General features: G+C 64.6%; 26 protein-coding genes. 23 read left to right on the top strand and 3 right to left on the bottom strand.

Features of this window, described 5'->3' with window-relative positions; translation table 11 throughout:
- The first annotated feature begins 10 nt into the window (after nt 1–10).
- The 4 genes from metH (at nt 11) to RN01_RS18775 (ending at nt 4,838) form a co-directional block, all read left to right on the top strand.
- On the top strand, nt 11–2,758 hold the full coding sequence (gene metH / locus RN01_RS18790) for a methionine synthase (RefSeq protein WP_024569265.1): 2,748 nt from the start codon (nt 11–13) through the stop codon (nt 2,756–2,758).
- 305 nt (nt 2,759–3,063) lie between these two features.
- Complete coding sequence (locus RN01_RS18785) at nt 3,064–3,402, top strand: hypothetical protein (protein ID WP_017513418.1); 339 nt, start codon at nt 3,064–3,066, stop codon at nt 3,400–3,402.
- A 235-nt stretch (nt 3,403–3,637) separates the two neighbouring features.
- Nucleotides 3,638–4,270, top strand: a complete 633-nt coding sequence (locus RN01_RS18780; RefSeq protein ID WP_011515011.1) for a response regulator transcription factor — start codon at nt 3,638–3,640, stop codon at nt 4,268–4,270.
- Nucleotides 4,271–4,430: 160 nt separating this feature from the next.
- Entirely contained in the window at nt 4,431–4,838 is a 408-nt protein-coding gene (locus RN01_RS18775; RefSeq protein WP_011515012.1) for a response regulator, read from the top strand.
- 79 nt (nt 4,839–4,917) lie between these two features.
- Here the strand turns inward: RN01_RS18775 and RN01_RS18770 are convergent, their stop codons facing one another.
- Nucleotides 4,918–6,303 (bottom strand): CHASE3 domain-containing protein, encoded by a 1,386-nt coding sequence (locus tag RN01_RS18770; RefSeq protein ID WP_017513417.1) that lies wholly within the window; start codon nt 6,301–6,303, stop codon nt 4,918–4,920.
- Nucleotides 6,304–6,584: 281 nt separating this feature from the next.
- Here RN01_RS18770 and RN01_RS33160 point away from each other — a divergent pair, with 281 nt between their 5' ends.
- A complete protein-coding gene (locus RN01_RS33160) occupies nt 6,585–6,749 on the top strand; it encodes a DUF1328 domain-containing protein (protein ID WP_008644540.1) in 165 nt (54 codons plus the stop codon).
- Nucleotides 6,750–6,779: 30 nt separating this feature from the next.
- Complete coding sequence (locus RN01_RS18760; protein ID WP_017513416.1) at nt 6,780–7,214, top strand: YqjD family protein; 435 nt, start codon at nt 6,780–6,782, stop codon at nt 7,212–7,214.
- Nucleotides 7,215–7,591: 377 nt separating this feature from the next.
- On the opposite strand, the gene RN01_RS18755 is transcribed toward RN01_RS18760, so the two are convergent.
- A complete protein-coding gene (locus tag RN01_RS18755; RefSeq protein ID WP_008644542.1) occupies nt 7,592–7,912 on the bottom strand; it encodes a DUF1840 domain-containing protein in 321 nt (106 codons plus the stop codon).
- Between the two features lie 177 nt (nt 7,913–8,089).
- On the opposite strand from RN01_RS18755, the gene argS reads away from it, so the two are divergent.
- The 5 genes from argS to RN01_RS18730 all read left to right on the top strand — a co-directional run bounded on the left by argS (nt 8,090) and on the right by RN01_RS18730 (nt 13,293).
- Nucleotides 8,090–9,898 (top strand): arginine--tRNA ligase, encoded by a 1,809-nt coding sequence (argS, locus tag RN01_RS18750; protein ID WP_024569266.1) that lies wholly within the window; start codon nt 8,090–8,092, stop codon nt 9,896–9,898.
- A gap of 139 nt (nt 9,899–10,037) precedes the next feature.
- Complete coding sequence (locus RN01_RS18745) at nt 10,038–10,778, top strand: SPOR domain-containing protein (RefSeq protein WP_011515018.1); 741 nt, start codon at nt 10,038–10,040, stop codon at nt 10,776–10,778.
- A 145-nt stretch (nt 10,779–10,923) separates the two neighbouring features.
- Nucleotides 10,924–11,562 (top strand): thiol:disulfide interchange protein DsbA/DsbL, encoded by a 639-nt coding sequence (locus RN01_RS18740; RefSeq protein WP_011515019.1) that lies wholly within the window; start codon nt 10,924–10,926, stop codon nt 11,560–11,562.
- A 91-nt stretch (nt 11,563–11,653) separates the two neighbouring features.
- Nucleotides 11,654–12,451, top strand: a complete 798-nt coding sequence (locus RN01_RS18735) for an SDR family oxidoreductase (RefSeq protein ID WP_017512317.1) — start codon at nt 11,654–11,656, stop codon at nt 12,449–12,451.
- Nucleotides 12,451–13,293 (top strand): helical backbone metal receptor, encoded by an 843-nt coding sequence (locus RN01_RS18730; RefSeq protein WP_017512318.1) that lies wholly within the window; start codon nt 12,451–12,453, stop codon nt 13,291–13,293. The genes RN01_RS18735 and RN01_RS18730 overlap by 1 nt, the downstream gene beginning before the upstream one ends.
- Here the strand turns inward: RN01_RS18730 and RN01_RS18725 are convergent, their stop codons facing one another.
- Nucleotides 13,294–14,373, bottom strand: coding sequence for an MBL fold metallo-hydrolase (locus RN01_RS18725; RefSeq protein WP_024569267.1), 1,080 nt, complete (start codon nt 14,371–14,373; stop codon nt 13,294–13,296).
- A 132-nt stretch (nt 14,374–14,505) separates the two neighbouring features.
- Between RN01_RS18725 and RN01_RS18720 the strand changes: the two genes are divergently transcribed.
- The 12 genes from RN01_RS18720 to RN01_RS18665 all read left to right on the top strand — a co-directional run bounded on the left by RN01_RS18720 (nt 14,506) and on the right by RN01_RS18665 (nt 25,654).
- A complete protein-coding gene (locus tag RN01_RS18720) occupies nt 14,506–14,940 on the top strand; it encodes a MerR family DNA-binding transcriptional regulator (protein WP_024569268.1) in 435 nt (144 codons plus the stop codon).
- 122 nt (nt 14,941–15,062) lie between these two features.
- On the top strand, nt 15,063–16,244 hold the full coding sequence (locus RN01_RS18715) for an isovaleryl-CoA dehydrogenase (RefSeq protein ID WP_008642884.1): 1,182 nt from the start codon (nt 15,063–15,065) through the stop codon (nt 16,242–16,244).
- A 126-nt stretch (nt 16,245–16,370) separates the two neighbouring features.
- Nucleotides 16,371–18,194: a bifunctional isocitrate dehydrogenase kinase/phosphatase gene (aceK, locus tag RN01_RS18710; RefSeq protein ID WP_008642882.1), complete on the top strand. Its 1,824-nt coding sequence runs from the start codon at nt 16,371–16,373 to the stop codon at nt 18,192–18,194.
- Nucleotides 18,191–18,862 carry a carbonate dehydratase gene (gene can / locus RN01_RS18705; protein ID WP_017512321.1) on the top strand — a complete coding sequence of 224 codons (672 nt, stop codon included), beginning with the start codon at nt 18,191–18,193 and terminating at the stop codon, nt 18,860–18,862. Before aceK ends, can begins: the two co-directional genes overlap by 4 nt.
- 41 nt (nt 18,863–18,903) lie before the next feature.
- A complete protein-coding gene (locus RN01_RS18700; protein ID WP_011515026.1) occupies nt 18,904–20,088 on the top strand; it encodes an acetyl-CoA C-acetyltransferase in 1,185 nt (394 codons plus the stop codon).
- 49 nt (nt 20,089–20,137) lie between these two features.
- On the top strand, nt 20,138–20,818 hold the full coding sequence (locus tag RN01_RS18695) for an SDR family oxidoreductase (RefSeq protein WP_017512322.1): 681 nt from the start codon (nt 20,138–20,140) through the stop codon (nt 20,816–20,818).
- A 15-nt stretch (nt 20,819–20,833) separates the two neighbouring features.
- Nucleotides 20,834–21,964, top strand: a complete 1,131-nt coding sequence (locus RN01_RS18690; protein ID WP_011515028.1) for an acyl-CoA dehydrogenase family protein — start codon at nt 20,834–20,836, stop codon at nt 21,962–21,964.
- Between the two features lie 89 nt (nt 21,965–22,053).
- Entirely contained in the window at nt 22,054–22,713 is a 660-nt protein-coding gene (locus tag RN01_RS18685) for a 2-hydroxychromene-2-carboxylate isomerase (protein ID WP_017510803.1), read from the top strand.
- Entirely contained in the window at nt 22,710–23,393 is a 684-nt protein-coding gene (locus tag RN01_RS18680; RefSeq protein ID WP_017510804.1) for an HAD family phosphatase, read from the top strand. Before RN01_RS18685 ends, RN01_RS18680 begins: the two co-directional genes overlap by 4 nt.
- Nucleotides 23,390–23,815 carry a YchJ family protein gene (locus RN01_RS18675; RefSeq protein WP_017510805.1) on the top strand — a complete coding sequence of 142 codons (426 nt, stop codon included), beginning with the start codon at nt 23,390–23,392 and terminating at the stop codon, nt 23,813–23,815. The genes RN01_RS18680 and RN01_RS18675 overlap by 4 nt, the downstream gene beginning before the upstream one ends.
- A gap of 60 nt (nt 23,816–23,875) precedes the next feature.
- Nucleotides 23,876–24,805, top strand: coding sequence for a dienelactone hydrolase family protein (locus RN01_RS18670; protein ID WP_011515032.1), 930 nt, complete (start codon nt 23,876–23,878; stop codon nt 24,803–24,805).
- Between the two features lie 60 nt (nt 24,806–24,865).
- Nucleotides 24,866–25,654 carry an enoyl-CoA hydratase/isomerase family protein gene (locus RN01_RS18665; protein ID WP_017510806.1) on the top strand — a complete coding sequence of 263 codons (789 nt, stop codon included), beginning with the start codon at nt 24,866–24,868 and terminating at the stop codon, nt 25,652–25,654.
- Nucleotides 25,655–25,658 lie beyond the last annotated feature (4 nt).

Below are 25,658 nucleotides of genomic sequence, written 5' to 3'. Positions count from 1 at the left end.
AACAGAAATCATGAGCCAGCAAAACCTGCCCCCGCGTCCGATGCGCCTGTCCGGTCTGGAACCGTTCACGATCGACGACGACACGCTGTTCGTCAACGTTGGCGAGCGTACCAACGTCACCGGTTCGAAGGCATTCGCCCGCATGATCCTGAACGGCCAGTTCGACGAAGCCCTGGCGGTGGCCCGCCAGCAGGTGGAGAACGGCGCGCAGATCATCGACATCAACATGGACGAAGCGATGCTCGATTCGAAGGCGGCGATGGTGCGCTTCCTGAATCTGATCGCGTCTGAGCCGGACATCGCGCGCGTGCCGATCATGATCGATTCGTCGAAGTGGGACGTGATCGAGGCGGGCCTGCGCTGCGTGCAGGGCAAGGCCGTGGTGAACTCGATCTCGCTCAAGGAAGGCGAGGAACAGTTTCGCCACCACGCCACGCAGATCCGCCGTTATGGCGCGGCCAGCGTGGTGATGGCATTCGACGAGAAGGGCCAGGCGGACACGTTCGAGCGCAAGACCGAGATCTGCAAGCGCAGCTACGACTTCCTCGTGAACGAAGTGGGCTTCCCGCCCGAGGACATCATCTTCGATCCGAACATCTTCGCGGTGGCCACCGGTATCGAGGAGCACAACAACTACGCGGTGGACTTCATCGAAGCCACGCGCTGGATCAAGCAGAACCTGCCGTACGCCAAGGTCAGCGGCGGGGTGTCGAACGTGTCGTTCTCGTTCCGCGGCAACGACGTGGTGCGCGAGGCGATCCACACCGTGTTCCTGTACCACGCGATCGCGGCGGGCATGGACATGGGCATCGTCAACGCCGGCCAGCTTGGCGTGTACGACCAGCTCGACCCGGAATTGCGCGAGCGCGTGGAAGACGTGGTGCTGAACCGTCGCGACGACGCCACCGATCGCCTGCTGGAGATCGCCGACCGCTTCAAGGGCGGTGGCACGAAGCGGGAAGAGAATCTGGCCTGGCGCGGCACGCCCGAGCAACCGGTGCCGGTGGGCGATCGCCTGGCGCACGCGCTGGTGCACGGTATCACCACGTTCATCGTCGAGGACACCGAGGAAGTGCGCCAGCAGATCGCGGCGCGCGGTGGCCGCCCCATCGAGGTGATCGAGGGACCGCTGATGGATGGCATGAACATCGTCGGCGACCTGTTTGGCGCGGGCAAGATGTTCCTGCCGCAGGTGGTGAAGAGCGCTCGTGTGATGAAGCAGGCCGTGGCGCATCTGCTGCCGTTCATCGAGGAAGAAAAGCGCCTGGTGGCCGAGGCCGGCGGCGACGTGCGCGCGCGCGGCAAGATCGTGATCGCCACCGTGAAGGGCGACGTGCACGACATCGGCAAGAACATCGTGTCGGTGGTGCTCCAGTGCAACAACTTCGAAGTGGTCAACATGGGCGTGATGGTGCCGTGCAACGAGATCCTGGCGCGCGCCAAGGTCGAGGGCGCGGACATCGTCGGGCTGTCCGGCCTGATCACGCCGTCGCTCGAGGAAATGGCCTACGTTGCCTCGGAGATGCAGCGCGACGACTACTTCCGCGTGAAGAAGATTCCGCTGCTGATTGGCGGCGCCACCACATCGCGCGTGCATACCGCGGTCAAGATCGCGCCGAACTATGAAGGTCCGGTGGTCTACGTGCCCGATGCCTCGCGCTCGGTCAGCGTGGCGTCGAACCTCTTGTCTGACGAAGGCGCGGCGAAGTACCTGGACGAGCTGAAGTCCGACTACGACCGCATTCGCACGCAGCACGCCAACAAGAAGGCCACGCCGATGGTGTCGCTGGCCCAGGCGCGCGCCAACAAGACGCCGATCGACTGGAGCGCCTATGTGCCGCCGAAGCCGAAGTTCATCGGCCGCCGCGTGTTCCGTAATTACGATCTGTCCGAACTGGCCAACTACATCGACTGGGGCCCGTTCTTCCAGACCTGGGACCTGGCCGGAAAATTCCCGGACATCCTCAACGACGAGATCGTTGGCGAATCGGCGCGACGCGTCTTCTCGGATGGCAAGAGCATGCTGGCTCGCCTGATCCAGGGACGCTGGCTGACGGCCAACGGCGTGATGGCGCTGCTGCCGGCCAACACGGTCAATGACGACGACATCGAGATCTATACCGACGAGTCGCGCAGCAAGGTTGCGCTGACCTGGAACAACCTGCGCCAGCAGAGCGAGCGCCCGGTGGTGGATGGCGTGCGTCGCCCGAACCGCTGCCTGGCCGATTTCATCGCGCCGAAGTCGAGCGGCGTGGCCGACTACATTGGCCTGTTCGCGGTCACGGCCGGGATCGGCGTGGACAAGAAGGAGGCGCAGTTCGAGGCCGACCACGATGACTACAGCGCCATCATGCTCAAGGCGCTGGCCGATCGTCTGGCCGAGGCGTTCGCCGAATGCCTGCACGAGCGTGTGCGCAAGGATCTCTGGGGCTACGATGCCGCAGAGTCGCTGAGCAATGATCAGCTCGTCGCCGAGGCGTATCGCGGCATTCGTCCGGCACCCGGCTATCCGGCGTGCCCGGAGCACACGGTCAAGGCGCCGATGTTCGCGTTCATCGATGCGGCCGACATCGGCATGGGCATCACCGAGGGGCTGGCCATGACGCCGGCGGCATCGGTGAGCGGCTTCTACCTGTCGCATCCGGACTCGACCTACTTCAGCATCGGCAAGATCGGCCAGGACCAGCTCGACGATATGGTGGCCCGTCGCGGCGAGGACCGCCTTACGCTCGAGCGCGCACTGGCGCCGAACCTGTAGAAGCTGTAACCAGGTGCAAGAGCCGGGATGCCGCGCGCGCGTGGCATCCCGGCTTTTTCATATTCGGCGGCAGCCGTTGATGGTTGGGGGCAGGCCCGCGATGCCGTCGTATGGTGCGCTGTGTTGAATCGCGTCGAATCGTGCCGATCTGTAGCGGCGATGTCCTCACCTCTGCTTACAGGGCATTACAAGTCCTCACAGAAGCGAGTGGAGCGAGTCCATAGACTGAGCCTCAGTTCACGTGACACCGCGTGAATGCCGCGGCGAATGTTTCGCTGCGGGGCATTCCAGTAAAGGAGTCTTCCATGAACAAGCTGCTGATCTCCCTGTCCGCCCTGTCGATTGCCGCCGCCTCGTCGCTTGCGATGGCGCAAGGCACTGGAGCCACCGCCGGAACTGCCGGCACACAGGCCGGCGTCGGTGCCGCTGTGAACGCGCCGTCGCTGCAAACCGGCACTGGCGCATCGGTCAACGCTTCCGGTGGTGCGGTGACGCCGGGGGCCTCGGCTGACGGCGGTACCAGTGCCCAGATGGACGCGCCGAAGGGCCATCAGGGCAAGCAAGCCAAGGGCAAGTCCAAGAAGGGCGAAACCAGCGAATCCAGTGCCAGCGCGGGTGGTCAGGCCGGTACGAAGATGCAGTAATCCTGTCAGGCGCCGGGGCGGGCCCCTCCAGACCGCCCCAGCTCCCACTTTCGACAGACCGGCAACGGGCGCCTTGTGCGCCCGTTGTGCATTTCCGACAGCGCGTGTGGGGGCAGGTATCCTTCCGGACATGTCAGCCTGAGACTGACATATTTGGCCGCGCGGCAGCACTACAATGCAAAAAAGCCGGCCCGGTCCACCCGAAGCCGGGCCATCCTTCACCGTGGAGACACAGATGATTCGCGTCCTGATCGCCGACGATCACGAGATCGTGCGTGCAGGTCTGCGCCAGTTCATTGCCGAGGAGCCTGACATCGAGGTGACGGGCGAAGCTGGCAGCGGCGACGAAGTGATGGCGCAGTTGCGCGACAGCGAGTTCGACGTGCTCGTGCTCGACATTTCCATGCCGGATCGGAATGGCATCGACGTGCTGAAGCTGATCCGACAGAGACTGCCCGCCTTGCCGGTGCTGATCCTGTCGACCTATCCGGAAGACCAGTACGCCATCAACCTGATACGCGCGGGAGCCTCCGGTTACCTGACCAAGGAGTCGGCGCCGGACGACCTCGTCAAGGCGATCCGCACCGTTGCCCAGGGACGACGTTACGTGAGTCCGACCGTGGCCGACCTGCTGATCGGCGGACTGGACAAGCCCACCGATCAGCCCGTGCACCGCACGCTCTCCGAGCGCGAGTTCCAGATCTTCTGCAAGCTGTCACGCGGGCAATCCGTCTCGGTCATCGCTGACGAACTGTTCCTGAGTGTCAAGACGGTGAGTACCTATCGTTCACGCATCCTGGAGAAGATGGGGATGAAGACCAATGCCGATCTGACGTACTACGCCATCAAGAACGGCCTGGTGGAGTAAGAGGCGCTATCAAAAAGATTCTGGCGTCGTTGCGGGGCCTTGCCGTACTACTTGTACTGTCTGCGGCCCCCCGCCTGGCCAGAACCGCTTCGCTTCATTTTGATAGCGCCTCCAAGCAGGCTTCCATAAATCGCTCAATTTTCGGAACCATCATCGCACCATGCCGGAGCAGCCCACTGCCTCCATACCCCGACCACTGCGCGTCCTCCTGATCGAGGACTCGGCCGTGATTCGGAGCATGTTGATGGAGTACCTGACCGCGTTCCCGTTCGTGGAAGCCGTGGATTGGGCCGATACGGAAAGCAAGGCGGTGGGGCTGGCCGCAGCCGGGGCCTATCACGTGGCGATCGTCGATCTGCAACTGCGTCAGGGCAACGGCATCAATGTGCTGCGCGAGATGCAGAAGGCGCGGTTCCCGGGCATCCGCATCGTCTACACGAACCATGCGCAGGTATCGATGTACCGGCGCCAGTGCGCCGAAGCCGGCGCGGACTATTTCTTCGACAAGTCACTCGAAATGGAGCAGGTGTTCCGGGTGATCGAGGACTACGCAATGTCGACGCCCTGACGTTGACGTCCCTTGCTGCGTCACCTGTTCCGAGGCCCTTGGATCGGCGCCCCCGGATCGGCGCCTCCATGCCTTCCCCTCACTCGGCCGGCTCTTCCTGCGCCAGCACCGCCGCGGTCAGCGGCACCTCGATCCCGATCGTCACACCGTGTCCCGGCGATGAATCCACTTCCATCGTGCCGCCCAGCGCCAGTACGCGCTGCTCCATGCCGAGCAGGCCGTGATGGCCGGCAATGCTGCCAGCGTCGAAATCGGGCGGCAAGCCACGGCCGTCGTCGCGCACGGTCAGCACCAGATGTTCGGTCGTGCACGCCAGGGTCACTGACACCTGCTTGGCCTCTGCGTACTTGCTGGCATTCGTTAGCGATTCCTGCACGATGCGGTACAGCGCGATCGCCGCAGGGTCATTCAGTCTTGGCAGCGTCTCGGGCAGGTCCAGTGCGGTATCCCACTGGTTGCGCGTGCCGACGTCTTCCACCAGTTGCACGATGGCTTCGCGCAGACCCAGGTTCAGCAGCACGGTCGGACGCAGGTCCTCGATCAGTTGCCGCTTGATCTGAATGGCCTGGTCCGCGTGCTGCATCACGCGCGTCAGCTTGTCGCGCGCCTCCGGATGCGTGTCTTGCACGCGCATCCGCACCCAGTGCAGATCCAGCTTGATGGCGGTGAGGATGGCGCCGAGTTCGTCGTGTAGCTCGCGCGCCAGGCGCGTCTTCTCGTCTTCGGTCACGCGTTGCAGGTGAGCGGCCAGGGCGGACAGCTGGCGCGTGCGGGCGCGCACCTTGCGGTCGAGCCGCGCGCTTTCCTCTTCCAGTTCGGCCCGGGTGGCATCGGCCATTGCCATGCGGCGCGCGTGGCCCATGCCGAGCGTCACCATCAATACGATGTTGATTGCCGTGAGCAGCCCAATGCCGTAGCGCGACAGTTGCAGGTCATGCTCGGCCGCTTCGAGATTGTGCGTGACCGTGCCTGACTCGCGCACCTGCAGATGTTCGAGACCGCGCCGGGCGTTCTCCATGGTCTGCTTGCCGAAGTCGGTGCGGACCATGTCGAGCGCCACGTCGAAGTCGCGCTTGCCGTAGACCAGCGTCAGTGCCATCTCGTTGAGTTTGCGCGTCACGAATTGGGACGCGTCGCCGAATTGGCGCAGGCCTTCCGGATCGTTCGCGTAGTGCTGGCGAATGCGCGACATCAGTTCGTTGATGCGCGGCAGCGCCTTGTAGTACGGGTCGAGGTAGCTGTCCTTCCCGGTCAGCAGGAAGCCGCGCTGGCCGCCCTCGGCATTGACGAGTTCGGCGATCAGGTCGCCCAGGTCGTTCTGAAGCTGCTGCGAACGGATTGCCTCGATGTATCCCTCGCGCAGGCGCTGGTTGCCGGTTTCGGATGCGATCAGCACGGCCAGCGTCAGCATGATGCCGCTGACCAGCAGCAGTGTGTTTCGCACGAGTAGGGAATGCTTGGCCATTGAGAATTACCGGTTAGAAGACCGTTTCCAGGTGCGCGGCGGCCCGATGGGCGACCATCGCATCACATTGAGGGGGCGGGGTCAATCGTAGCCGTGGCCCGGCCGGTCTCGCACCCGGTGTGGCGCTCGGTGCGCTGTAGGACTTGGCTGACATGGGAATCGGTCTGGATTCGGTGCCTGCTCTGGCGAGCGAACCCTACGATGAGGCTATGAGCTTGCGCGCCGTGGTGCAAGCCGGACGCGCCACTTTCGGCTCGCCCATCATCCGAGGGAGGCTGGACATGCTGTACTACGCACTCGTCTTCTTTATTGTTGCCCTGATCGCGGCGATCTTCGGATTCGGCGGCATTGCCGCCGGCGCGGTAGAAATTGCCAAGATCCTGTTCTTGATATTCCTGGTGGTGGCAATCGTAACGTTTGTAATGGGCCTGGTGCGCCGACGGTAAGTCGCCCCATGTCCGGAAACAGGAGATCCCATGCTCACGCAAAACCCCAAGGTTCGCAAGGAAATCAACCACCTGCACGACAGCGCTGACGCAGCGGTCCGGCAGATCCGCCATGCCGCGCGCGACACCCGCGACGCGGCACGCGATGCCGCCGGCCCGGTGTCGGAGGACGTCAAGGCACTGATCGGGCAGCTTCAGCAAACGATCGACGTGCTGGCGCGTGAGGGTTCGGCGGAAAGCCTGGCGGCGGGGCGCCGTCTGCGTGACCGTGCGCAGGAGCTGGCCGAACGGCTGCGCGAACGTGGCCGGGACGGCGTGGACTGGGCGCGTGTGCATGTTGACGATGCCGTCGACCACAGCCGTCAGCGCGTGGTGGAATCCCCGCTGATGGCGGTGGGGATTGCCGCGCTGGTTGGCGCGTTCGTCGGCCTGCTGCTGGCCGGGGGCCGACGTAGCGACGACTAAGAAGCTGTTTCAAAGAGATTCTGGCGTCGTTCCGCAGGCGGCTCGCATGCGAGCCGAAACCCCTGCTTCACCCTGGCCAGAACCGCTTCGCTTCATGTTGAAGCAGCTGCTAAGGAAACAAAGCCGGAAGGCGCGCGGCCGGCCGCTGTCGTGCGCTTATCCGCAGTAACCCCCCTTCCCGGAGACCAATCCCTGGTCCGGGTCGCCCGGTCGCCCTGTGGCAGCCGGGCGCTTTTTCGTGTGCGACGACCGGATGTCGCAGAACCTTTCAAACGGCTTTCTGTGGCATGGCGTGTGGAGACCGGCGGCACGGTGTCGCCGGACGAAGGTGGAGCAGGGCGCCAGCGATGGTGGCGCCCCGAGGGGGCGTCAGTGGGTCAGACGCCCCACATCACATCCGCGCCTTCCTTGACGGACTCACGCAGCATGTCGAGGAACGGATAGGCGCGCTGGCCCAGATGGAGCGGTTCCTCTTCGCGCTCGTCATCCTTGCCGGGGTGAACGGTGGCTTCGGCCGGGTGGACTTTCTTGGCGTCCTGGACGGCGGCTTCGAGCTTTCGGATTGCCGCCGGCATTTCGTCGGCCTTGATCACCCCGCGCTCGCCCAGATGCTTGCCGATGATGCCAAGCAGCGTAATGGCAAGATCCTTCATCATGATCAGGTCTTGCGCCGCGTGGGATTTGAAGGTGATCAACATAGTGGTTCCTTTCACGAGTGGCGGTGTCTGGCGCAGGGCGTACAGGCCATCCGCATGATGTCAGCATAGCACCTGATAAAATTCCGCGTTTCCCGATTTCCACTGCCGGTCACGCGGCGCGGCGTTCACTTGCCGACGCATGGCCGGAAGCACCCCAGCCTCAGGGCCCAGATATCCATGCTGCCTGTTCAGACCTCCCAACTTGCCGCCGCGTTCACGGATGCCGTGCGTGCGCTCGCCCCCGCCGATGCCAACCTGCCTGCGGTGACATTCGAGCGACCCAAGGCGGCCGCCCACGGCGACCTGGCCTGCAACATCGCCATGCAGGTGGCCAAGTCGCTCAAGACCAACCCGCGTGAACTGGCGCAGAAGGTCGTCGATGCGGTCAAGGCCGATCCGCGCGCGACCGCGCTCGTGGCCGCGCTCGAGATCGCCGGCCCGGGCTTCATCAACCTGCGCCTGAGCCCCGAGGCCCGCGCGGAAGTCCTGCGTGCCGTGCTGGCCGATGGCGACCGCTACGGCGCGCGTCCGGTCGGCGAGCATGGCCAGGTGCTGGTGGAGTTTGTCTCCGCCAACCCGACCGGCCCGCTGCACGTGGGCCACGGCCGCCAGGCCGCCCTGGGCGATGCGCTGGCGAACCTGCTGGCCTGGCAGGGCTGGTCGGTCCATCGCGAGTTCTACTACAACGACGCCGGCGTGCAGATCCATACGCTGGCCATCTCGGTACAGGCGCGCGCGCGCGGCCTGAAGCCAGGTGACGTCGGCTGGCCCGAGTCCGCCTACAACGGTGACTACATCGCCGATATCGCAGCCGATTTCCTGGCCGGCAAGACCGTGTCCGCCTCGGACGGCGAGCCGGTGACGGCCTCGGGCAACATCGAGGATCTGGAGTCGATCCGCAAGTTCGCGGTGACCTACCTGCGCAACGAGCAGGACATCGACCTCCAGGCGTTTGGCGTCAAGTTCGACCGGTACTACCTGGAATCGTCGCTGTACAGCGATGGCCGCGTGGAAGCCGCCGTGCAGTCGCTGATCGCCAAGGGCAAGACCTACGAGAGCGAAGGCGCGCTGTGGCTGCGCACCACCGACGACGGCGACGACAAGGACCGCGTCATGAAGAAGGGCGACGGCACGTACACGTACTTCGTGCCGGATGTGGCGTACCACACCACCAAGTGGGAACGCGGCTTCTCGAAGGTCATCAACGTGCAGGGCAGCGACCACCACGGCACCATCGCCCGCGTGCGTGCCGGCCTGCAGGGCCTGGACATCGGCATTCCGCAGGGCTACCCCGACTACGTGCTGCACAAGATGGTCACCGTCATGAAGAACGGCGAGGAGGTGAAGATCTCCAAGCGCGCTGGTTCGTACGTGACCGTGCGCGACCTGATCGAATGGAGCAACGGCGGCGAAGAGACGATCCGCGGTTGCCTGGAAGCAGGCGTGGCCGACTGGCCCGCGCACTTCACGCGCGGCCGTGACGCGGTGCGCTTCTTCCTGCTGTCGCGCAAGGCCGACACCGAGTTCGTGTTCGATGTGGACCTGGCACTGAAGCAGAACGACGAGAACCCGGTGTACTACGTCCAGTACGCGCACGCCCGCATCTGCTCGATTTTCGAGGCATGGGGCGGCGCGGACTGGGAAGCGCGGCTGGGCGAGCTGGCCAGCGTGGACCTGGCCGCCGTGACGGCTGCTGACGTGAGCCCGCAGGCGATCGCGCTGGGCCGCCGTCTGGCCGAGTTCCCCGACATGCTGGCCGCTGCCTCCAGCGAACTGGCCCCGCACGCGGTGGCCTTCTACCTGCGCGACCTGGCTGGCGATTTCCACGCGTTCTACAACGCCGACCGCGTCCTGGTGGACGACGAGACGGTCAAGCGCGCGCGGCTGGCACTGCTGGCTGCCACGCGCCAGGTGCTCAAGAACGGCCTGGCGGTGATCGGTGTTTCGGCACCGCAGCGCATGGACCGCGAAGCGGCTCCGGCCTGATCGTGGTACGGGTGGTGGGTTGACGCACCATCCGCCAGCCCATGGCATCGGCGGCCGGCAGTCGACAATTTGAGACGAATCTGAAGCCGTGCGTCATGGGTCTGGCTCTATAATCCCCGGCATCACCGAAGAGGACTTCATGCAACAGATTGCCAAGCGCGCCCCGCGCACCGTCCGCCATACCAAGACGCAGCGTGGCGGCACGTTCCTGGGCCTAGTGCTCGGGTTGATCGTCGGCCTGGCCATTGCCGTGGTGGTGGCGCTGTACATCACCAAGTCTCCTGCGCCGTTCCAGCAGAAGGGCGGCAGTAGTGCCCCGGCCCCGCGTCCCAGCGAGCCTGGCAACGTGGTCAGCACCTTGCCGAGCCCGACGCAACAGGCGCAGCAGCCCGAGGAGCCGTCGGACCCGAACCGGCCGCTCTGGAGCAAGACGCCGGCCAAGCCGGTGGGCCAGCCCGAACAGGCGCAGCCCGGCCAGCCCGCGCCGCAGGCCCCGGTGGCGACCACCCGTCCGGCCGATGCTGGCACCAACTCCGCCAGTTCCACCGTTGCCGGCAAGACCCCGGAGAAGCCAGCCGCGCGCCCGGCCGAGAAGCCGGTGGCCGACCCGATCGCGGAGATTGCCCAGGCCGATGCCAACAAGGTGGGATACCTGCTGCAGGTAGGGGCGTTCCGGTCGCAGGATGACGCCGATCGTCAGAAAGCCAACCTGGCCATGCAGGGTTTCGAGGCCAAGGTGACGGATCGCGATGTCAACGGCGTGAAGATGTATCGCGTTCGACTGGGACCGTTCAACCGCATCGACGACATGAACCGCGCACGTGACCGCCTGCAATCGGCCGGTTTCGAAGCCTCGGTGATCCGCTTTACCAAGCAGTAACAGGTTCGCGGCGGCAGGCGGTGAACCGCGCGCCGCCGCCGTGGTCATAGCCTGAGATCCGGGGCCCGGCAGGGCGCTGGACAACGCAATCCGCTGCTTCGCTGTACCCTTGCACACCCTCGATAAACCGGAAGGCCCCTCGAACATGAAGAAAATCGCCGCACTGCTTGCCACCGTTGCCGCTGTCAGCGGCCTGCTGATGACCGCGCCCGCCGCCATGGCCGCGCCGACGGAAGGCAAGGACTACACGGTCCTGAAATCGCCGCAGCCCGTGCCGGCCGGCAAGATCGAGGTGACCGAGTTCTTCTGGTACGGCTGCCCGCACTGCTACGACTTCGAGCCCGAGCTTGAGGCGTGGGTCAAGAAGCAGGGTAAGGACGTGGTGTTCAAGCGCGTGCCGGTGGCGTTCCGCGACGACCTGCTGCCCCACACGAAGATCTTCTATGCGCTGGAAGCCATGGGCAAGCTGGACGCGATGCACACCAAGGTGTTCGACGCGATCCACAAGCAGCGCAAGCGCCTGCTGACCACCGATGAAATCGCCGATTTCATGGCCCAGAACGGCATCGACAAGAAGCAGTGGCTGGACACCTACAACTCGTTCTCGGTGACCACCAACTCGCAACGTGCCAACAAGATCGCCGACGCCTACAAGATCGACGGCGTGCCGACCGTGGTGGTGCAGGGCAAGTACGAGACCTCGCCTTCGATCGCCGGCACCAAGCCTGGCGCCATCCAGGCCATGGACTTCCTGGTCACGGGCGTGCGCGACAAGAAGCTCTGATCGCCGCGACCTGACCGACGACGGCCCGGCGTACCGTGTGGTGCGCCGGGCCGTTCTGTTTTGGAATCTCCGACTTCGCTATATTGACGCGATGCGACCACAGAAAATCTTTATCACCGGCGCCTCCAGCGGCATTGGCCAGGCGCTGGCACGCGCATACGCGGAGCAGGGCGCCACGCTTGGCCTGGTCGGCCGGCGCGAGGATGCGCTAAGGGCTTTCGCGGGCACGCTGCCCAATCCCGGCGCCGCGCGCGTCTATGCCGTGGACGTCCGCGACGTCGACGCCATGGGGGCCGCGGCCGCTGATTTCCTTGCGAACGTGGGCTGTCCCGACGTCGTGATCGCCAACGCGGGCGTCTCGGTGGGTACGGTGGCCAGCGAGCGCGAGGACCTGGAGGTGTTCCGCACGGTCATGGACACCAACTGGTTCGGCACGCTGACTACGTTCCAGCCATTCCTCGGGCCGATGCGCGAGCAGCCACCCGGTGCCGACGGATGGCGCGGCACGCTGGTCGGCATCGCCAGCGTGGCCGGGGTGCGGGGATTGCCCGGCGGCGGGGCCTACAGTGCATCGAAATCGGCGGTGATCAAGCTGCTGGAGAGCCTGCGGCTCGAACAGGCGCGCGAGAAGATTCGCGTGGTGACGATTGCGCCGGGTTACATCCGCACGCCAATGACGTCGCACAACCCGTACCGGATGCCATTCCTGATGGATGCCGAGGTGTTCGCCCAAAAGGCGGTGCGGCGAATTGCCGCAGGCAGCCGCTTCGCGGTGATCCCCTGGCAGATGGGTGTCGTGGCTTCGCTGCTGCACCTGATGCCGCGCTGGCTCTACGACGCGCTGTTCACGCGCGCGCCGCGCAAGCCGCGCCGCCCCCGGGACGCATGATGTGGACCGACGCAGGCGGGCAGGTACATGAGGCGGCATCCGGCGATGTCCGCATCGCATCGCTCGTGCCCTCGATTACCGAACTGCTGTTCGATCTCGGCTTGGCTGACCAGCTTGTGGCGCGTACCGGCTTCTGCATCCATCCTGAGCCGGGAGTGCGCGCCGTTGCCAAGGTCGGCGGCACCAAGGATGTGAAGCTCGATCGCCTGCGCGCGCTGGCTCCGACGCACGTGGTGGTCAATATCGATGAAAACCGCCGGGAGACCGTCGACGAAATCCGCACCTTCGTGCCGCACGTGATCGTCACCCATCCGTGTGCGCCAGAAGACAACTTCGCGCTTTACCGGCTGCTGGGCGGCATCTTCGGCCGCCGGCCGCAGGCCGAAGCGCTGGTGGGGCAGTTACGCGGTGAACTCGATGCCATCCAGGCACAAACCTGGCCGGCCCGGCGCGTGCTCTATGCGATCTGGCAGGACCCCTGGATGACGGTGTCGCGCGCGACCTATATCAGCCGGATGCTGGCGCTGGTGAACTGGGCGACGTGGCCCGATGACGCGGATACGTCGGACACGCCGGCCGCCTGCGTTGACGGCGACTGCAGCCGCCCGAACGCGCCGGGCGAGCGCTATCCGACCTTCCGCTGGAGCGACGCGCTAGTGCGCGAGCTGGATGCCGTGCTGTTGTCGACCGAACCCTATCGCTTTACCGAGGATCATGCCGACGCGCTGGAGCGGCAGATCGGCAAGCCGGTATTGCTGGTCGATGGAGAGATGCTGTCGTGGTACGGTAGCCGCGCCGTGGCCGGCGCGCGCTACCTCAGGTCATTGGCACAGGGCTTCTGATCAGCCCGCCTTCTTGAACCGGATCACCCCATCGTCACCTACCACGCGCACCAGTTCGCCGCGGTGCCACAGGGCGTGCAGGTGGGCCAGCGCCTCGCCGATCGCGAACGTGAGCTGGTGAATGTCGAACTGGCGACGGAAGATCACGCTGACGATGTCGTGCGCGTTGCAGGGCTTTTCCGCGCACGCGGCCAGCGTTTCGGCCAGACGATCGACGTGGTGTTCGCGAAGCTGGTTGATACGAGTGTGGAGATTGCGGAACGGACGACCGTGCGACGGCAGGATCAGCACATCCTTCGGCAGGCCTTCGTACTTGCCGAGCGAGTCCAGGTAGAGCTGCAGCGGATTGGCTTCCGGCTCCATGTCGAACACGCTGACGTTGGTCGAGATACGCGGCAGCACCATGTCACCGGAAATCAACACGTTGGTGGCCGGGTTGAACAACGCAACGTGTTCCGGCGCATGGCCGTAACCGGTGATCACGCGCCACGACGCGGTGGCCGGGTCCGATCCGATCTGGACCGTGTCGCCATCCATCAGCCTGCGGTACTGGGTGGGCAGGTCCGGCACCAGCGACGGGTAGTAGCTCTTGCGGGCCCGCAGCTTCTCGAGGTTGTCGGGATCGACCATGCCGTGACGGGCGAAGTGGCTGGCCGCGAAGTCGCCGCCCGCGTTCGATCCGACGCCCGAGCCGCCGGCCATTACGCGCGCCGACATGTAGTCACCGAGGCTCATCCACAGCCGCACATCCCAGTGCTTGCAGAGCCAGTGCGCCAGGCCGACGTGGTCGGGGTGGCAGTGCGTGACCAGCACGCGCAGCACGGGCAGGCCTTCGAGTTCGTTGGCGAAAATGGTTTCCCAGTGCGCCTTGATGGTGTCGTTGGTGATGCCGCAGTCCACGATCGTCCAGCCGTCGCGTCCGTCGATGCGGTCACGCAGCAGCCAGAGGTTGATGTGGTCCAGCGCGAACGGTAGCGGCATGCGCAGCCAGTACACGCCAGGTGCGACTTCCTGCCGGGTGCCCGGTTCGGGCATGGTTTCGCCAAACGGGTATTGGAGCTGGTGTTCGAGTGCGTTCATGGGGCTGTCTCTGGTCGTTATAAGGCGCTAGACTTGACGCTAACGTTAACGTCAATTCGCTCTGCTTGTTCGTCATCTTAGACGAAAACTTGATTGCGCAACGAACGATCGTTCACTTTTTCCGGACGCACCATGTCGGCTCAGCCATCAACCGTTACCTACACGATTACCGATCTCGCGCGCGAGTTCGACATTACACCGCGAGCGATCCGATTCTACGAGGACCAGGGCCTGTTGGCGCCTGATCGCGAAGGGCCAAGCGGCCGGCGGCGTGTCTACAACAGCCGTGAGCGCACCCGGTTGAAGTTGACGCTGCGCGGCAAGAGGTTAGGGCTTACTCTCAATGAAATCCGCGAAATTCTGGATTTGTACGAGTCCCCGCGCGATACGGCTCCCCAACTCGAGCGCTTCTTGCATCTCCTGGCCGGCCATCGTGGCACGCTCGAGCGCCAGCTGGAAGACCTGCAGGCGCAGCTTGCCGAGATCGATCAGCACGAGCGTCAGTGCCAGGCACTGCTGGCTGCCCAACATGCCAAGAACGCTGGCGACAAGACCCCCACTGCCTGAGATTGCCGCCCCGGCGGCACACCATACGACTTCTAATTGACGTTTACGTAAACGTCAATAAAATAGCCGACACCGACTTCATCGAACCCATCGAACCCATCGAACTAACAGGAGACACCACCATGACCGAACTACCCGGCCTGAAATTCGACCTTGGCGAAGACATCGAGATGCTGCGCGAATCGGTGCGCAACTGGGCGCAGGCCGAACTGGCGCCGCGCGCCGCAGAGATCGACCGGACCGACCAGTTTCCGATGGATGCCTGGCGGAAGATGGGCGACCTGGGCGTGCTGGGCATCACGGTGGCCGAGGAATACGGCGGCGCCAACATGGGCTACCTGGCCCATATGATCGCGATGGAGGAGATCAGCCGCGCATCGGCGTCGGTCGGCCTGTCGTACGGCGCCCATTCGAACCTGTGCGTGAACCAGATCCACCGCAACGGCACGGCGGCCCAGAAGGCGAAGTACCTGCCGAAGCTGGTTTCGGGCGAATGGATCGGCGCGCTGGCCATGAGCGAGCCGAACGCCGGATCGGACGTGGTCAGCATGAAGCTGCGCGCCGATTTCAAGGGTGACCGCTACGTGCTCAACGGCACCAAGATGTGGATCACGAACGGGCCGGACTGCGACGTGCTGGTGGTCTACGCCAAGACCGAGCCGGACCTGGGCGCGCGCGGCATGACCGCCTTCATCGTCGAGAAGGGCATGAAGGGCTTCTCGGTAGCCCAGAAGCTGGACAAGCTCGGCATGCGCGGTTCGCACACCGGCGAACTGGTGTTCCAGGACGTGGAAGTGCCGGTCGAGAACATCCTCGGGGCCGAGAACGGTGGCGCCAAGGTGCTGATGAGCGGCCTGGACTACGAGCGCGCCGTGCTGTCGGGCGGCCCGGTCGGCATCATGCAGGCCTGCATGGACGTGATCACGCCGTACATCCACGATCGCAAGCAGTTTGGCCAGAGCATCGGCGAGTTCCAGCTGATCCAGGGCAAGGTGGCCGACATGTACACCACGCTGCAGGCCGCGCGCAGCTATCTGTACACCGTGGGCAAGAACCTGGACTCGCTGGGCACGGACCACGTGCGCCAGGTCCGCAAGGACTGCGCCGCCGTGATTCTGTACACCGCGGAGAAGGCCACGTGGATGGCGGGCGAGTCGGTGCAGATCCTGGGCGGTAACGGATACATCAACGAATACCCGGTCGGCCGCCTGTGGCGTGATGCCAAGCTGTACGAGATCGGCGCGGGCACTTCGGAGATCCGCCGCATGCTGATTGGCCGCGAATTGTTCTCCGAAACGATGTAATCCGCCCAGCCGACAGAAAAGTGCTTCATGAGGCGCTCGGTGCCGTCATTGGGCCGGCACCGAACGCCTTTACAATCTCAACATCGCCGCCTGCCCGATTCCCACAGTCTTCGAGCCCTCCGAGCCATGTCCCACTTCCCCAAGCTGCTCTCGTCGCAGATTGCCTACGATGTGGCGCGGACCATGCTGGATGGCTTCGACAAGCACTACCGGCTGTTCCGCGAAGTCAGCATCGAGGCCAAGGCGCGCTTCGAGGCCGGCGACTGGCATGGCCTGCAGCAACTGCAGCGGGACCGCATCGCGTTCTACAACCAGCGCGTGCACGAAACCATCGTGACGCTCCAGGACGAGTACGACGCGGAGGACATCGAGGACGAGATCTGGCAGCAGATCAAGCTGCACTACATCGGCCTGCTGACGAACCATCACCAGCCCGAACTGGCCGAGACGTTCTTCAACTCGGTCTTCACGCGGATCCAGCACCGCTCGTACTTCAACAACGATTTCATCTTCGTGCGTCCCGCGATCTCGACCGAGTACATCGAGAACGAGGAGTCGCCGATCAAGCCGACCTACCGCGCCTACTACCCGGGCAGCCGCGAGGGCATGGCGGCCTGCTTCGAGCGGATCGTGAACAACTTTCAGCTCGAGCGTCCGTTCGAGGATCTCAAGCGGGATGCCGGCTATGTGGCCCGCGCGATCACCGAGCACTTTGGCGAATTCCGCATTGCGCCGAATTTCCAGGTGCATACGCTGTCGTCGCTGTTCTTCCGCAACAAGACCGCGTTCGTCATCGGCCGGGTCATCAACGGCGACCATACCTATCCGCTGGTGGTGCCGATCATTCACGCGGCATCGGGCAAGCTCGTGCTGGACACGGTGCTGCTGCACCGGGAGCAGATCCTGATTCTGTTCTCGTTCGCGCACGCCTACTTCATGGTCGACATGGAGATCCCGTCGGCCTACGTGACTTTCCTGCGAGACCTGCTGCCGCGCAAGTCGCGCGCGGAGATCTACACCTCGCTGGGTTTGCAGAAGCAGGGCAAGAACCTGTTCTATCGCGACTTCCTGCATCATCTGCAGCATTCGTCGGATAAATTCATCAGCGCGCCGGGCATCAAGGGGCTGGTGATGCTGGTGTTCACGCTGCCGTCGTTCCCATACGTGTTCAAGGTGATCCGCGATTTCTTCCCGGCGCCGAAGGAGACCACGCGCGAACTGGTGAAATCGAAATACCAGCTCGTCAAGCAGCATGACCGCGTGGGCCGCATGGCCGATACGCTCGAGTACTCCGATGTGGCGTTCCCGCTGTCCCGCTTCGACGACGCGCTGGTGCGCGAGCTGGAGCAGCACGCGCCGTCGATGATCGAGTACCAGCGCAGCAAGCAGGGCGAGGACGAGATCGTCGTGCGCCATGTCTATATCGAACGCCGCATGACGCCGCTGAACATCTGGCTTCAGGAAGGAACGGACGAGCAGGTGGATCACGGCATCCTCGAATACGGCAATGCCGTCAAGGAACTGATCGCCGCGAACATCTTCCCCGGCGACATGCTTTACAAGAACTTCGGCGTAACCCGCCACGGCCGCGTGGTCTTCTACGACTACGACGAGATCGAGTACCTGACCGATTGCAACGTCCGCCGCGTACCCGCCCCGCGCAACGAGGAAGAGGAAATGTCCGGCGAGGTGTGGTACACCGTACGTCCGCACGACATTTTTCCGGAGACCTACGGCACATTCCTGCTGGGCGATCCGCGTGTGCGCGCCGCTTTCATGCGGCATCACCCCGATTTCTTTGACGCTGCGATGTGGCAGCACCACAAAGACCGGCTCCTGGCCGGCCATGTCCATGACTTTTTTGCGTACCACAGCCAAGAACGCTTTATTCACCGCTACGGGTCCGGCGCAACCGGCCCCGCAACTGAAGAACCAAGGAGGGCAGCATGAGTGACGCCATCGCCCAGCTGTTCCGCAACAACCGCGAATGGGTAGACCGCGTCAACGCGGAAGACCCGGCCTTCTTCACGCGCCTGGCCAACCAGCAGGCCCCCGAGTACCTGTGGATCGGTTGTTCCGATTCGCGCGTGCCGGCTAACCAGATTCTTGGCCTGGCGCCGGGCGAGGTCTTCGTCCATCGCAATATCGCCAACGTGATTTCGCACAGCGATCTGAACGCGCTGTCGGTGCTGCAATTCGCCGTCGATGTGCTCAAGGTTCGCCACGTGACCGTGGTGGGCCACTACGGCTGCGGCGGCGTGAAGGTGGCGCTCAAGCGAGAGCGCGTCGGCCTGGCCGACAACTGGCTGCGCCACGTGCAGGATGTGGCCGACAAGCACGCGGGCTATCTGGGCACCGTGCTGCGCGAGGACGACGCGCATACCCGCCTGTGCGAGCTGAACGTGATCGAGCAGGTCAACAACGTCTGCCAGACCACCGTGCTCCAGGATGCCTGGGCGCGCGGTCAGACCGTCACGGTGCATGGCTGGGTCTACGGCGTGTCCGACGGCCTGCTGCGCGACCTCGGCATGGCCGCCAGCAACAATGACGAACTGCACGCGCAGATTGCAGCCGCGCTGCGCCAGTACGGCGATCCGCCACAAGCATCGATTCGCTGATTTCAACCCACGAAGCTCCACCCCTGCTTCAGGAGACAGACATGCAGAAGGACCCAGTCGTTATCGTTTCCGCGGTGCGTACCCCGATGGGTGCGTTCCAGAGTGAACTGAGCAGTCTGATGGCGCCACAGCTTGGCGCCGCCGCGATCCGCGCGGCGGTCGAGCGCGCGGGCATCAAGCCTGAGCAGGTGCAGGAGGTGGTGTTCGGCTGCGTGCTGCCAGCCGGACAGGGGCAGGCGCCCGCCCGACAGGCCGCGCTTGGCGCGGGCCTGCCGCTCGACGTGGCGTGTACCACCGTCAACAAGATGTGCGGCTCCGGCATGCGTGCGGCGATGAGCGTCTACGACGGCCTGCTGGCCGGATCGTTCGATATCGCCGTGGCCGGCGGCATGGAAAGCATGACCAACGCGCCATACCTGGTGCCGAAGGCGCGTGGTGGCTATCGCATCGGCCACGGCATGATCTACGACCACATGATGCTGGACGGCCTGGAGGACGCGTACGACAAGGGCCGGGCCATGGGCACCTTCGGCGAGGACTGCGCCGCCAAGTACCACTTCACGCGCGAACAGCAGGATGCGTTCGCGATGGAGTCGGTGCGCCGCGCCCAGCGTGCCACCGAGCAGGGCGACTTCCGCTGGGAGATCGTGCCGGTGACGGTGTCGGGCAAGGGTGGCGATACCGTCATCGACACCGACGAGGGGCCGCGCCGCATCAAGGTCGACAAGATCCCGTCGCTGAAGCCGGCGTTTGCCAAGGACGGCACGATTACCGCTGCGTCGTCGTCGTCGATCAATGACGGCGCCTCGGCGCTGGTGATGATGCGCGAATCCACCGCGAAATCGCTCGGGTTGCAGCCAATCGCCAGAATGCTCGGCCATACCTCCCACGCACAGGCGCCGGGCTGGTTCACCACCGCGCCGGTGGAGGCCATCGCCAAGCTGTATCGCAAGCTCGACTGGAACACTGGCAGCGTCGATCTGTTCGAAATCAACGAGGCCTTTGCCGTGGTCCCGATGGCCGCGATGCACGATCTCGACATTCCGCGCGACAAGGTCAACATCCATGGCGGCGCATGCGCGCTGGGCCATCCGATCGGCGCTTCCGGCGCACGTATCATGACCACGCTGATCGGCGCATTGCGCAAGACCGGCGGCAAGCGCGGCGTGGCCAGCCTCTGCATCGGCGGCGGTGAAGCCACGGCGGTCGGCATCGAACTCTACTGAAGTTACGGACGTTACTGACGCGCTCGCAATCATCCACAGGAGGCTGAACATGCCCACCGCTCTCGTCCTCGGCGCCTCGCGCGGCCTGGGTCTCGAATTTGTCCGGCAGTACCGCGCTGATGGATGGCGCGTCATCGCCGCCGCGCGTAGCGACGAGGGCGTTGCCGCGCTCACGGCGCTCGGCGCGGAAGCGCACAAGCTTGACCTGACCGACGCGGCCGCCGTGGCGGGGCTCGCCTGGAAGCTCGATGGCGAGACGCTGGACGTGGCGATCTACAACGCCGGCGTGATCGGCCCGCGTTCGGAAACGGCGGAGCCGGTGACCCGCGAGGAATTCGACGCGGTGATGCACACCAACGTGCTCGGTCCGATGATGGCGCTGCCGGTGCTGCTGCCGTTCGTCGAATCCGGCAATCATGGCCGCGGTGGCGTGCTGGCGGTGCTGTCGTCGCGCATGGGCAGCATCGGCGCGATGGACAGCAACCGTAGCTGGCTCTATCGCGTGAGCAAGGCATCGGTGAACGCCGCGCTGAAGTCCGTTTCGCTCGATGCGCGCCATGCGATCTGCGTGGCACTGCATCCGGGCTGGGTCCAGACCGACATGGGTGGCGCGAAGGCCGACCTCACGCCGCAGCAGAGCGTGACGGGTATGCGCCGCGTGCTGGCCGGCGTAGCGCGTCACGATAACGGCAGCTTCCACAACTACGACGGTACGTCGATTCCCTGGTAAGAGACCCGGTACAACATGCTGCTGACCCCTGAACAGGAAATGATCCGTGACGCCGTGCGGCAGTTCGCGCAGGACGTCATCGCGCCGCAGGCCGCCCGATGGGATCGCGACAAGACGTTCCCGAAGGACGTGCACAAGGAACTGGCGCGTCTGGGTGCCTACGGCGTGGCCGTGCCAGAAGCCCTGGGCGGCGCCGGGCTCGACTATCTGTCGCTCGCGCTGATCCTGGAAGAGATCGCGGCCGGAGACGGCGGCACCTCCACTGTCATCAGCGTCAACAACTGCCCGGTGTGCAGCATGTTGATGGCCTTCGCCAGCGATGCGCAGAAGCAGCAGTGGCTGGTGCCGCTGGCGCAAGGTGACATGCTCGGCGCGTTCTGCCTGACCGAGCCGCACGTCGGCTCCGACGCATCGGCGTTGCGCACCACGGCCACGCGCGATGGCGACCACTACGTGCTCAACGGCGTGAAGCAGTTCATCACCAGTGGCAAACATGCCGACGTGGCGATCGTGATGGCCGTGACCGACAAGGCCGCGGGCAAACGCGGCATCAGCGCATTCCTGGTGCCGACGTCAACGCCCGGCTATATCGTCGCGCGTCTGGAGGAAAAGCTGGGCCAGCACTCTTCCGACACCGCGCAGATCGTGTTCGAGAACTGCCGGATTCCGGCCGCGAACATGCTTGGCGAGGAGGGCGCGGGCTACAAGATGGCGCTCTCCGGTCTCGAAGGCGGTCGCATTGGTATCGCGTCGCAAAGCATCGGCATGGCGCGCGCGGCATTCGAGGCGGCGCTGGCCTACGCCAAGGAGCGCGAGAGCTTCGGGCAGCCGCTGTTCCAGCACCAGGCCGTGCAGTTCCGGCTTGCCGATATGGCGACGCAGATCGACGTGGCGCGCCAGATGGTGTGGCATGCCGCATCGCTCAAGGATGCCGGCCGGCCCTGCCTGAAGGAAGCGGCCATGGCCAAGCTTTTCGCCAGCGAGATGGCCGAGCGGGTATGCTCGGATGCCATCCAGGTGTTCGGCGGCTACGGCTACGTGACCGATTTCCCCGTCGAGCGCATCTATCGCGATGTGCGCGTGTGCCAGATCTATGAAGGGACCAGCGATATCCAGAAGATCCTGATCGCCCGCGCGCTTGGCTGACAGGCATCTCGAATACGAATACGAACACAAGTACGAACACGAGTATCCGCACTTTCCTCAACTGTTGTCCGTGAACCGGAGCCTTTGCGATGACCGCCCCCATCGACTTCTACTTCGATTTCTCCTCGCCCTATGGCTACTTCGCCAGCACGCGCATCGACGATATTGCCCAGAAGTACGGCCGCTATGTGATCTGGCATCCGATCCTGCTCGGCGTGGTGTTCAAGACAACCGGCTCGTCGCCGCTTCCCAGCATTCCGCTCAAGGGTGATTACTGCTGGCGTGATTTCGAGCGGACCTCGGAATTCAACCATATCGACTACAAGCGGCCCACGCATTTCCCACTGCCGACGCAACATGCAGCGCGCGCGATGCTATGGCTGCAGAACAACCACGGTGCGGATGTGGCCACGGCGTTTGCCAAGGCCGTGTATCGCGCGCTGTTTGTCGACGACATCAACATTGCCGAACCCGCCGAGCTGGCGAAGCTGGCCGAGCCGCTCGGCGTCGACGCGATCGCCATGAACGAAGGTGCCAACAACTACCAGATCAAGGACCAGCTCAAGGCCGAGATCGACGTGGCAATGGCCAAGGGTGTGTTCGGCTCGCCGTTCGTGATCGTCGACGGCGAACCGTTCTGGGGCTTCGACCGCTTCGACCAGGTCGAGGCCTATCTGAAGAGCCGGCGGCAGACCGAACTGCGCGCCGTCGGCGGTAACGAACTCAACAAGGAAAAGAAACCCGCATGACCGCAGCAAACCAGGCCGCACGCTTCGACTGCGTGATTTTCGATTGTGACGGCGTGCTCGTCGATAGCGAACCGATCGTGCATCGCGTGCTGAATCGCGTGCTGAACGAGATTGGCATCGAGATCACGCTCGAGGAATCCATGAAGTGGTTCCTCGGACGCGCGGTGCGTGACGAGCTTGGCAATATCGAGGCGCGCCTGGGCAAGCCATTGCCCAGGAATTTCCTGTCCGAGTGGTTCGTGCGTCGCGACGCGGCGCTCATCGAGGAACTGGAAGCCGTGCCGCACGTCCGTCAGGCGATCGAAGCCATCAAGGCACGTGGCCTGCCGGTGTGCGTGGCGTCCGGCGCCGACCGCATCAAGGTCAAGCTGCAGTTGAACCACACGCAGCTGGTGGAACTGTTCACCGACGATGCCGCGCGCGAGCACATCTTCTCGGCTACCGAAGTGGAGCACAGCAAGCCCGCGCCCGACGTGTACCTGCTGGCTGCGCGCACGATGGGCGTCGATCCGTCGCGCTGCGCGGTGATTGAGGACAGTCCCACCGGCGCCACGGCGGGCGTGGCTGCCGGCATGACGGTGTTTGGCTACGCCGCGAGCACCAACGCCGACGCCTTGCGCGCGGTTGGCGTGACGACGATCTTCACTGACATGCGCGAGTTGCCGGGGCTGATCGGATGACGAACAAGCGTCGGGCCGGCGCCGGCCCGGCACCGTGCCCCTGCGGCAACGGCGCCTATGACACGTGCTGCGGCCGCTTCCATCGTGGCGAGGCATCGCCACCCACGGCGGAGGCGCTGATGCGCTCGCGTTACAGCGCCTATGTGCTGGGTGACGTGAGCTGGCTGCGGCAGACGTGGCACGCGTCGACCTGCCCGCCGGACCTCTCGGCCGATCCCGGCACGAACTGGCTCGGGCTGACCGTGAAGTCCCACGCGCAGCAGGATGCCACGCACGCCACAGTCGAGTTCGTCGCGCGTTACAAGGTGGGTGGCCGCGCGCACCGGCTGCATGAGCTGAGCCGTTTTGTATTCGAGTCGCGTGAGCCGGGCGAAGCGTCGCGCTGGCTCTACGTGGATGGTGACCTGCGCGAACCGGCCTGACCGGCGCTGCAATACATCCTGGCGAATTGCGCCAGTAACGTTTTCTGAAGAAGGTTGGTTGTGAAGTCTCGCGTCGTCTCCTCCATCTGCGGCATCGCCGCCGCGCTCGCTGGCCTGGTCTGGTGCGCGACGGCCATCGCGCAGGTGGCTCTGCCCGCGCATACGATCGAGCAGGTCGTGATGGTGCCGAAGGTCGGCGCGGAGGACACGGTGGACCTGGAAACGACGATCTTCCGGCCACCCGGCGAAGGACGCCGGCCGCTCGTGGTGATCAACCACGGCAAGACGCCGGGCAAACCGGCGTTTCAGCGACGTGCGCGCTTTGCCGCGCAGACCGCCGAATTCGTGCGGCGCGGTTTTGTGGTGGCACTGCCGATGCGGCAAGGCTTTTCCAAGTCTGGCGGCAAGTATGTCGGCGGAAGCTGCGATGTCGGCGCGAACGGCATGGCGCAGGCGGAGGATGTGATCGCCGCGCTTGATTACCTAGTGCAGCAGCCCTACGTGGACCCGACACGCATCGTCGTGATCGGCCAGTCGTTTGGCGGCCTGTCGACCATGGCGCTGTCCACGATCGGCTATCCGGGCGTGGTCGGCGTGATCAACTTCGCTGGCGGGCTGCGCAATGAAAGCTGCAGCGGCTGGGAAAACAATCTGGTTGATGTGTTCGGCGACTACGGCCGCGGCGCGCGCTATCCGTCGCTCTGGATCTATGGCGACAACGATCGCTTCTGGCCGTGGCCGTTGCCGGAGCGGATGTTCAACAGCTACAAGGCCAACGTGAGCGGCGCGGCAAAGGACACCCACTTTGTCGACGTCGGCGAGTTCGATGGCGATTCACACCAGCTTTTCAGCGATAGCGCGGGCATCGCCGTATGGCTGCCAGAGGTGGAAACCTTCTTCCGCGACCACGGCCTGCCTTTCGACGTGGAGCCGCCGGAGGCAGAGCCCGTCACGCGCGGCGTGACCAGCAACCGGCGCCAGAAATCCTGAATTGGCCGCATTCGACGGAATTCGGCCCCGTCCATTACACATCCGTTTCTCGGAGGAGACATGCAATTCACCACGCTTACGGTTACCGCTGAACGCCACGTTGCGACGGTCACGCTCAATCGGCCCGACGTCCGCAATGCATTCAACGAGACGGTCATCGCGGAACTGACCGGCGCGTTCCGTGCGCTTGGCGATACGCCCGACGTGCGCGCGATCGTGCTGGCGGGCAACGGCCCGGCCTTCTGCGCCGGCGCGGACCTGAACTGGATGAAGAAGATGGCCGGTTACTCGAATGACGAGAACCGCGCCGACGCGCTGACGCTGGCGCAGATGCTGCACACGATCTGGTCCTGCCCGAAGCCCGTGATCGCGCGTGTGCATGGCGATACTTATGCCGGCGGCGTGGGTCTGGTGGCGGCATGCGATGTGGCGGTAGCGGCCGAGGGCGTGAACTTCTGCCTGTCCGAAGCGCGCCTGGGCCTGTTGCCGGCGACGATCAGCCCGTATGTGATTCGCGCGATGGGCGAACAGGCCGCGCGCCGCTACTTCATCACCGCCGAGCGGTTCGACGCGGCGGAAGCGCTGCGCATCGGCTTCGTCCATGCCACGGTGCCGGCGGCGGGGCTCGACGCCAAGGTGGCCGAACTGGCCGCGACGCTGGTCGGCAACAGCCCGAACGCCGTGCGCGAAAGCAAGCGGCTGGTGCAGGACGTGGCCGGCCGCCCCATCGACAAGGACCTGCTGACCGATACCGCGGACCGGATCGCCGTCATCCGCGCGTCGGAGGAGGGCCGCGAAGGCGTGCGTTCGTTCCTGGAAAAGCGCGCGCCTGCGTGGAAGCCGCAGTAACGGC

The organism is Cupriavidus sp. SHE, from assembly GCF_000812445.1.
In the GTDB taxonomy this organism is placed as follows: Bacteria; Pseudomonadota; Gammaproteobacteria; order Burkholderiales; family Burkholderiaceae; genus Cupriavidus; species Cupriavidus metallidurans.
This window is presented reverse-complemented; position numbering and strand designations above follow the sequence as displayed.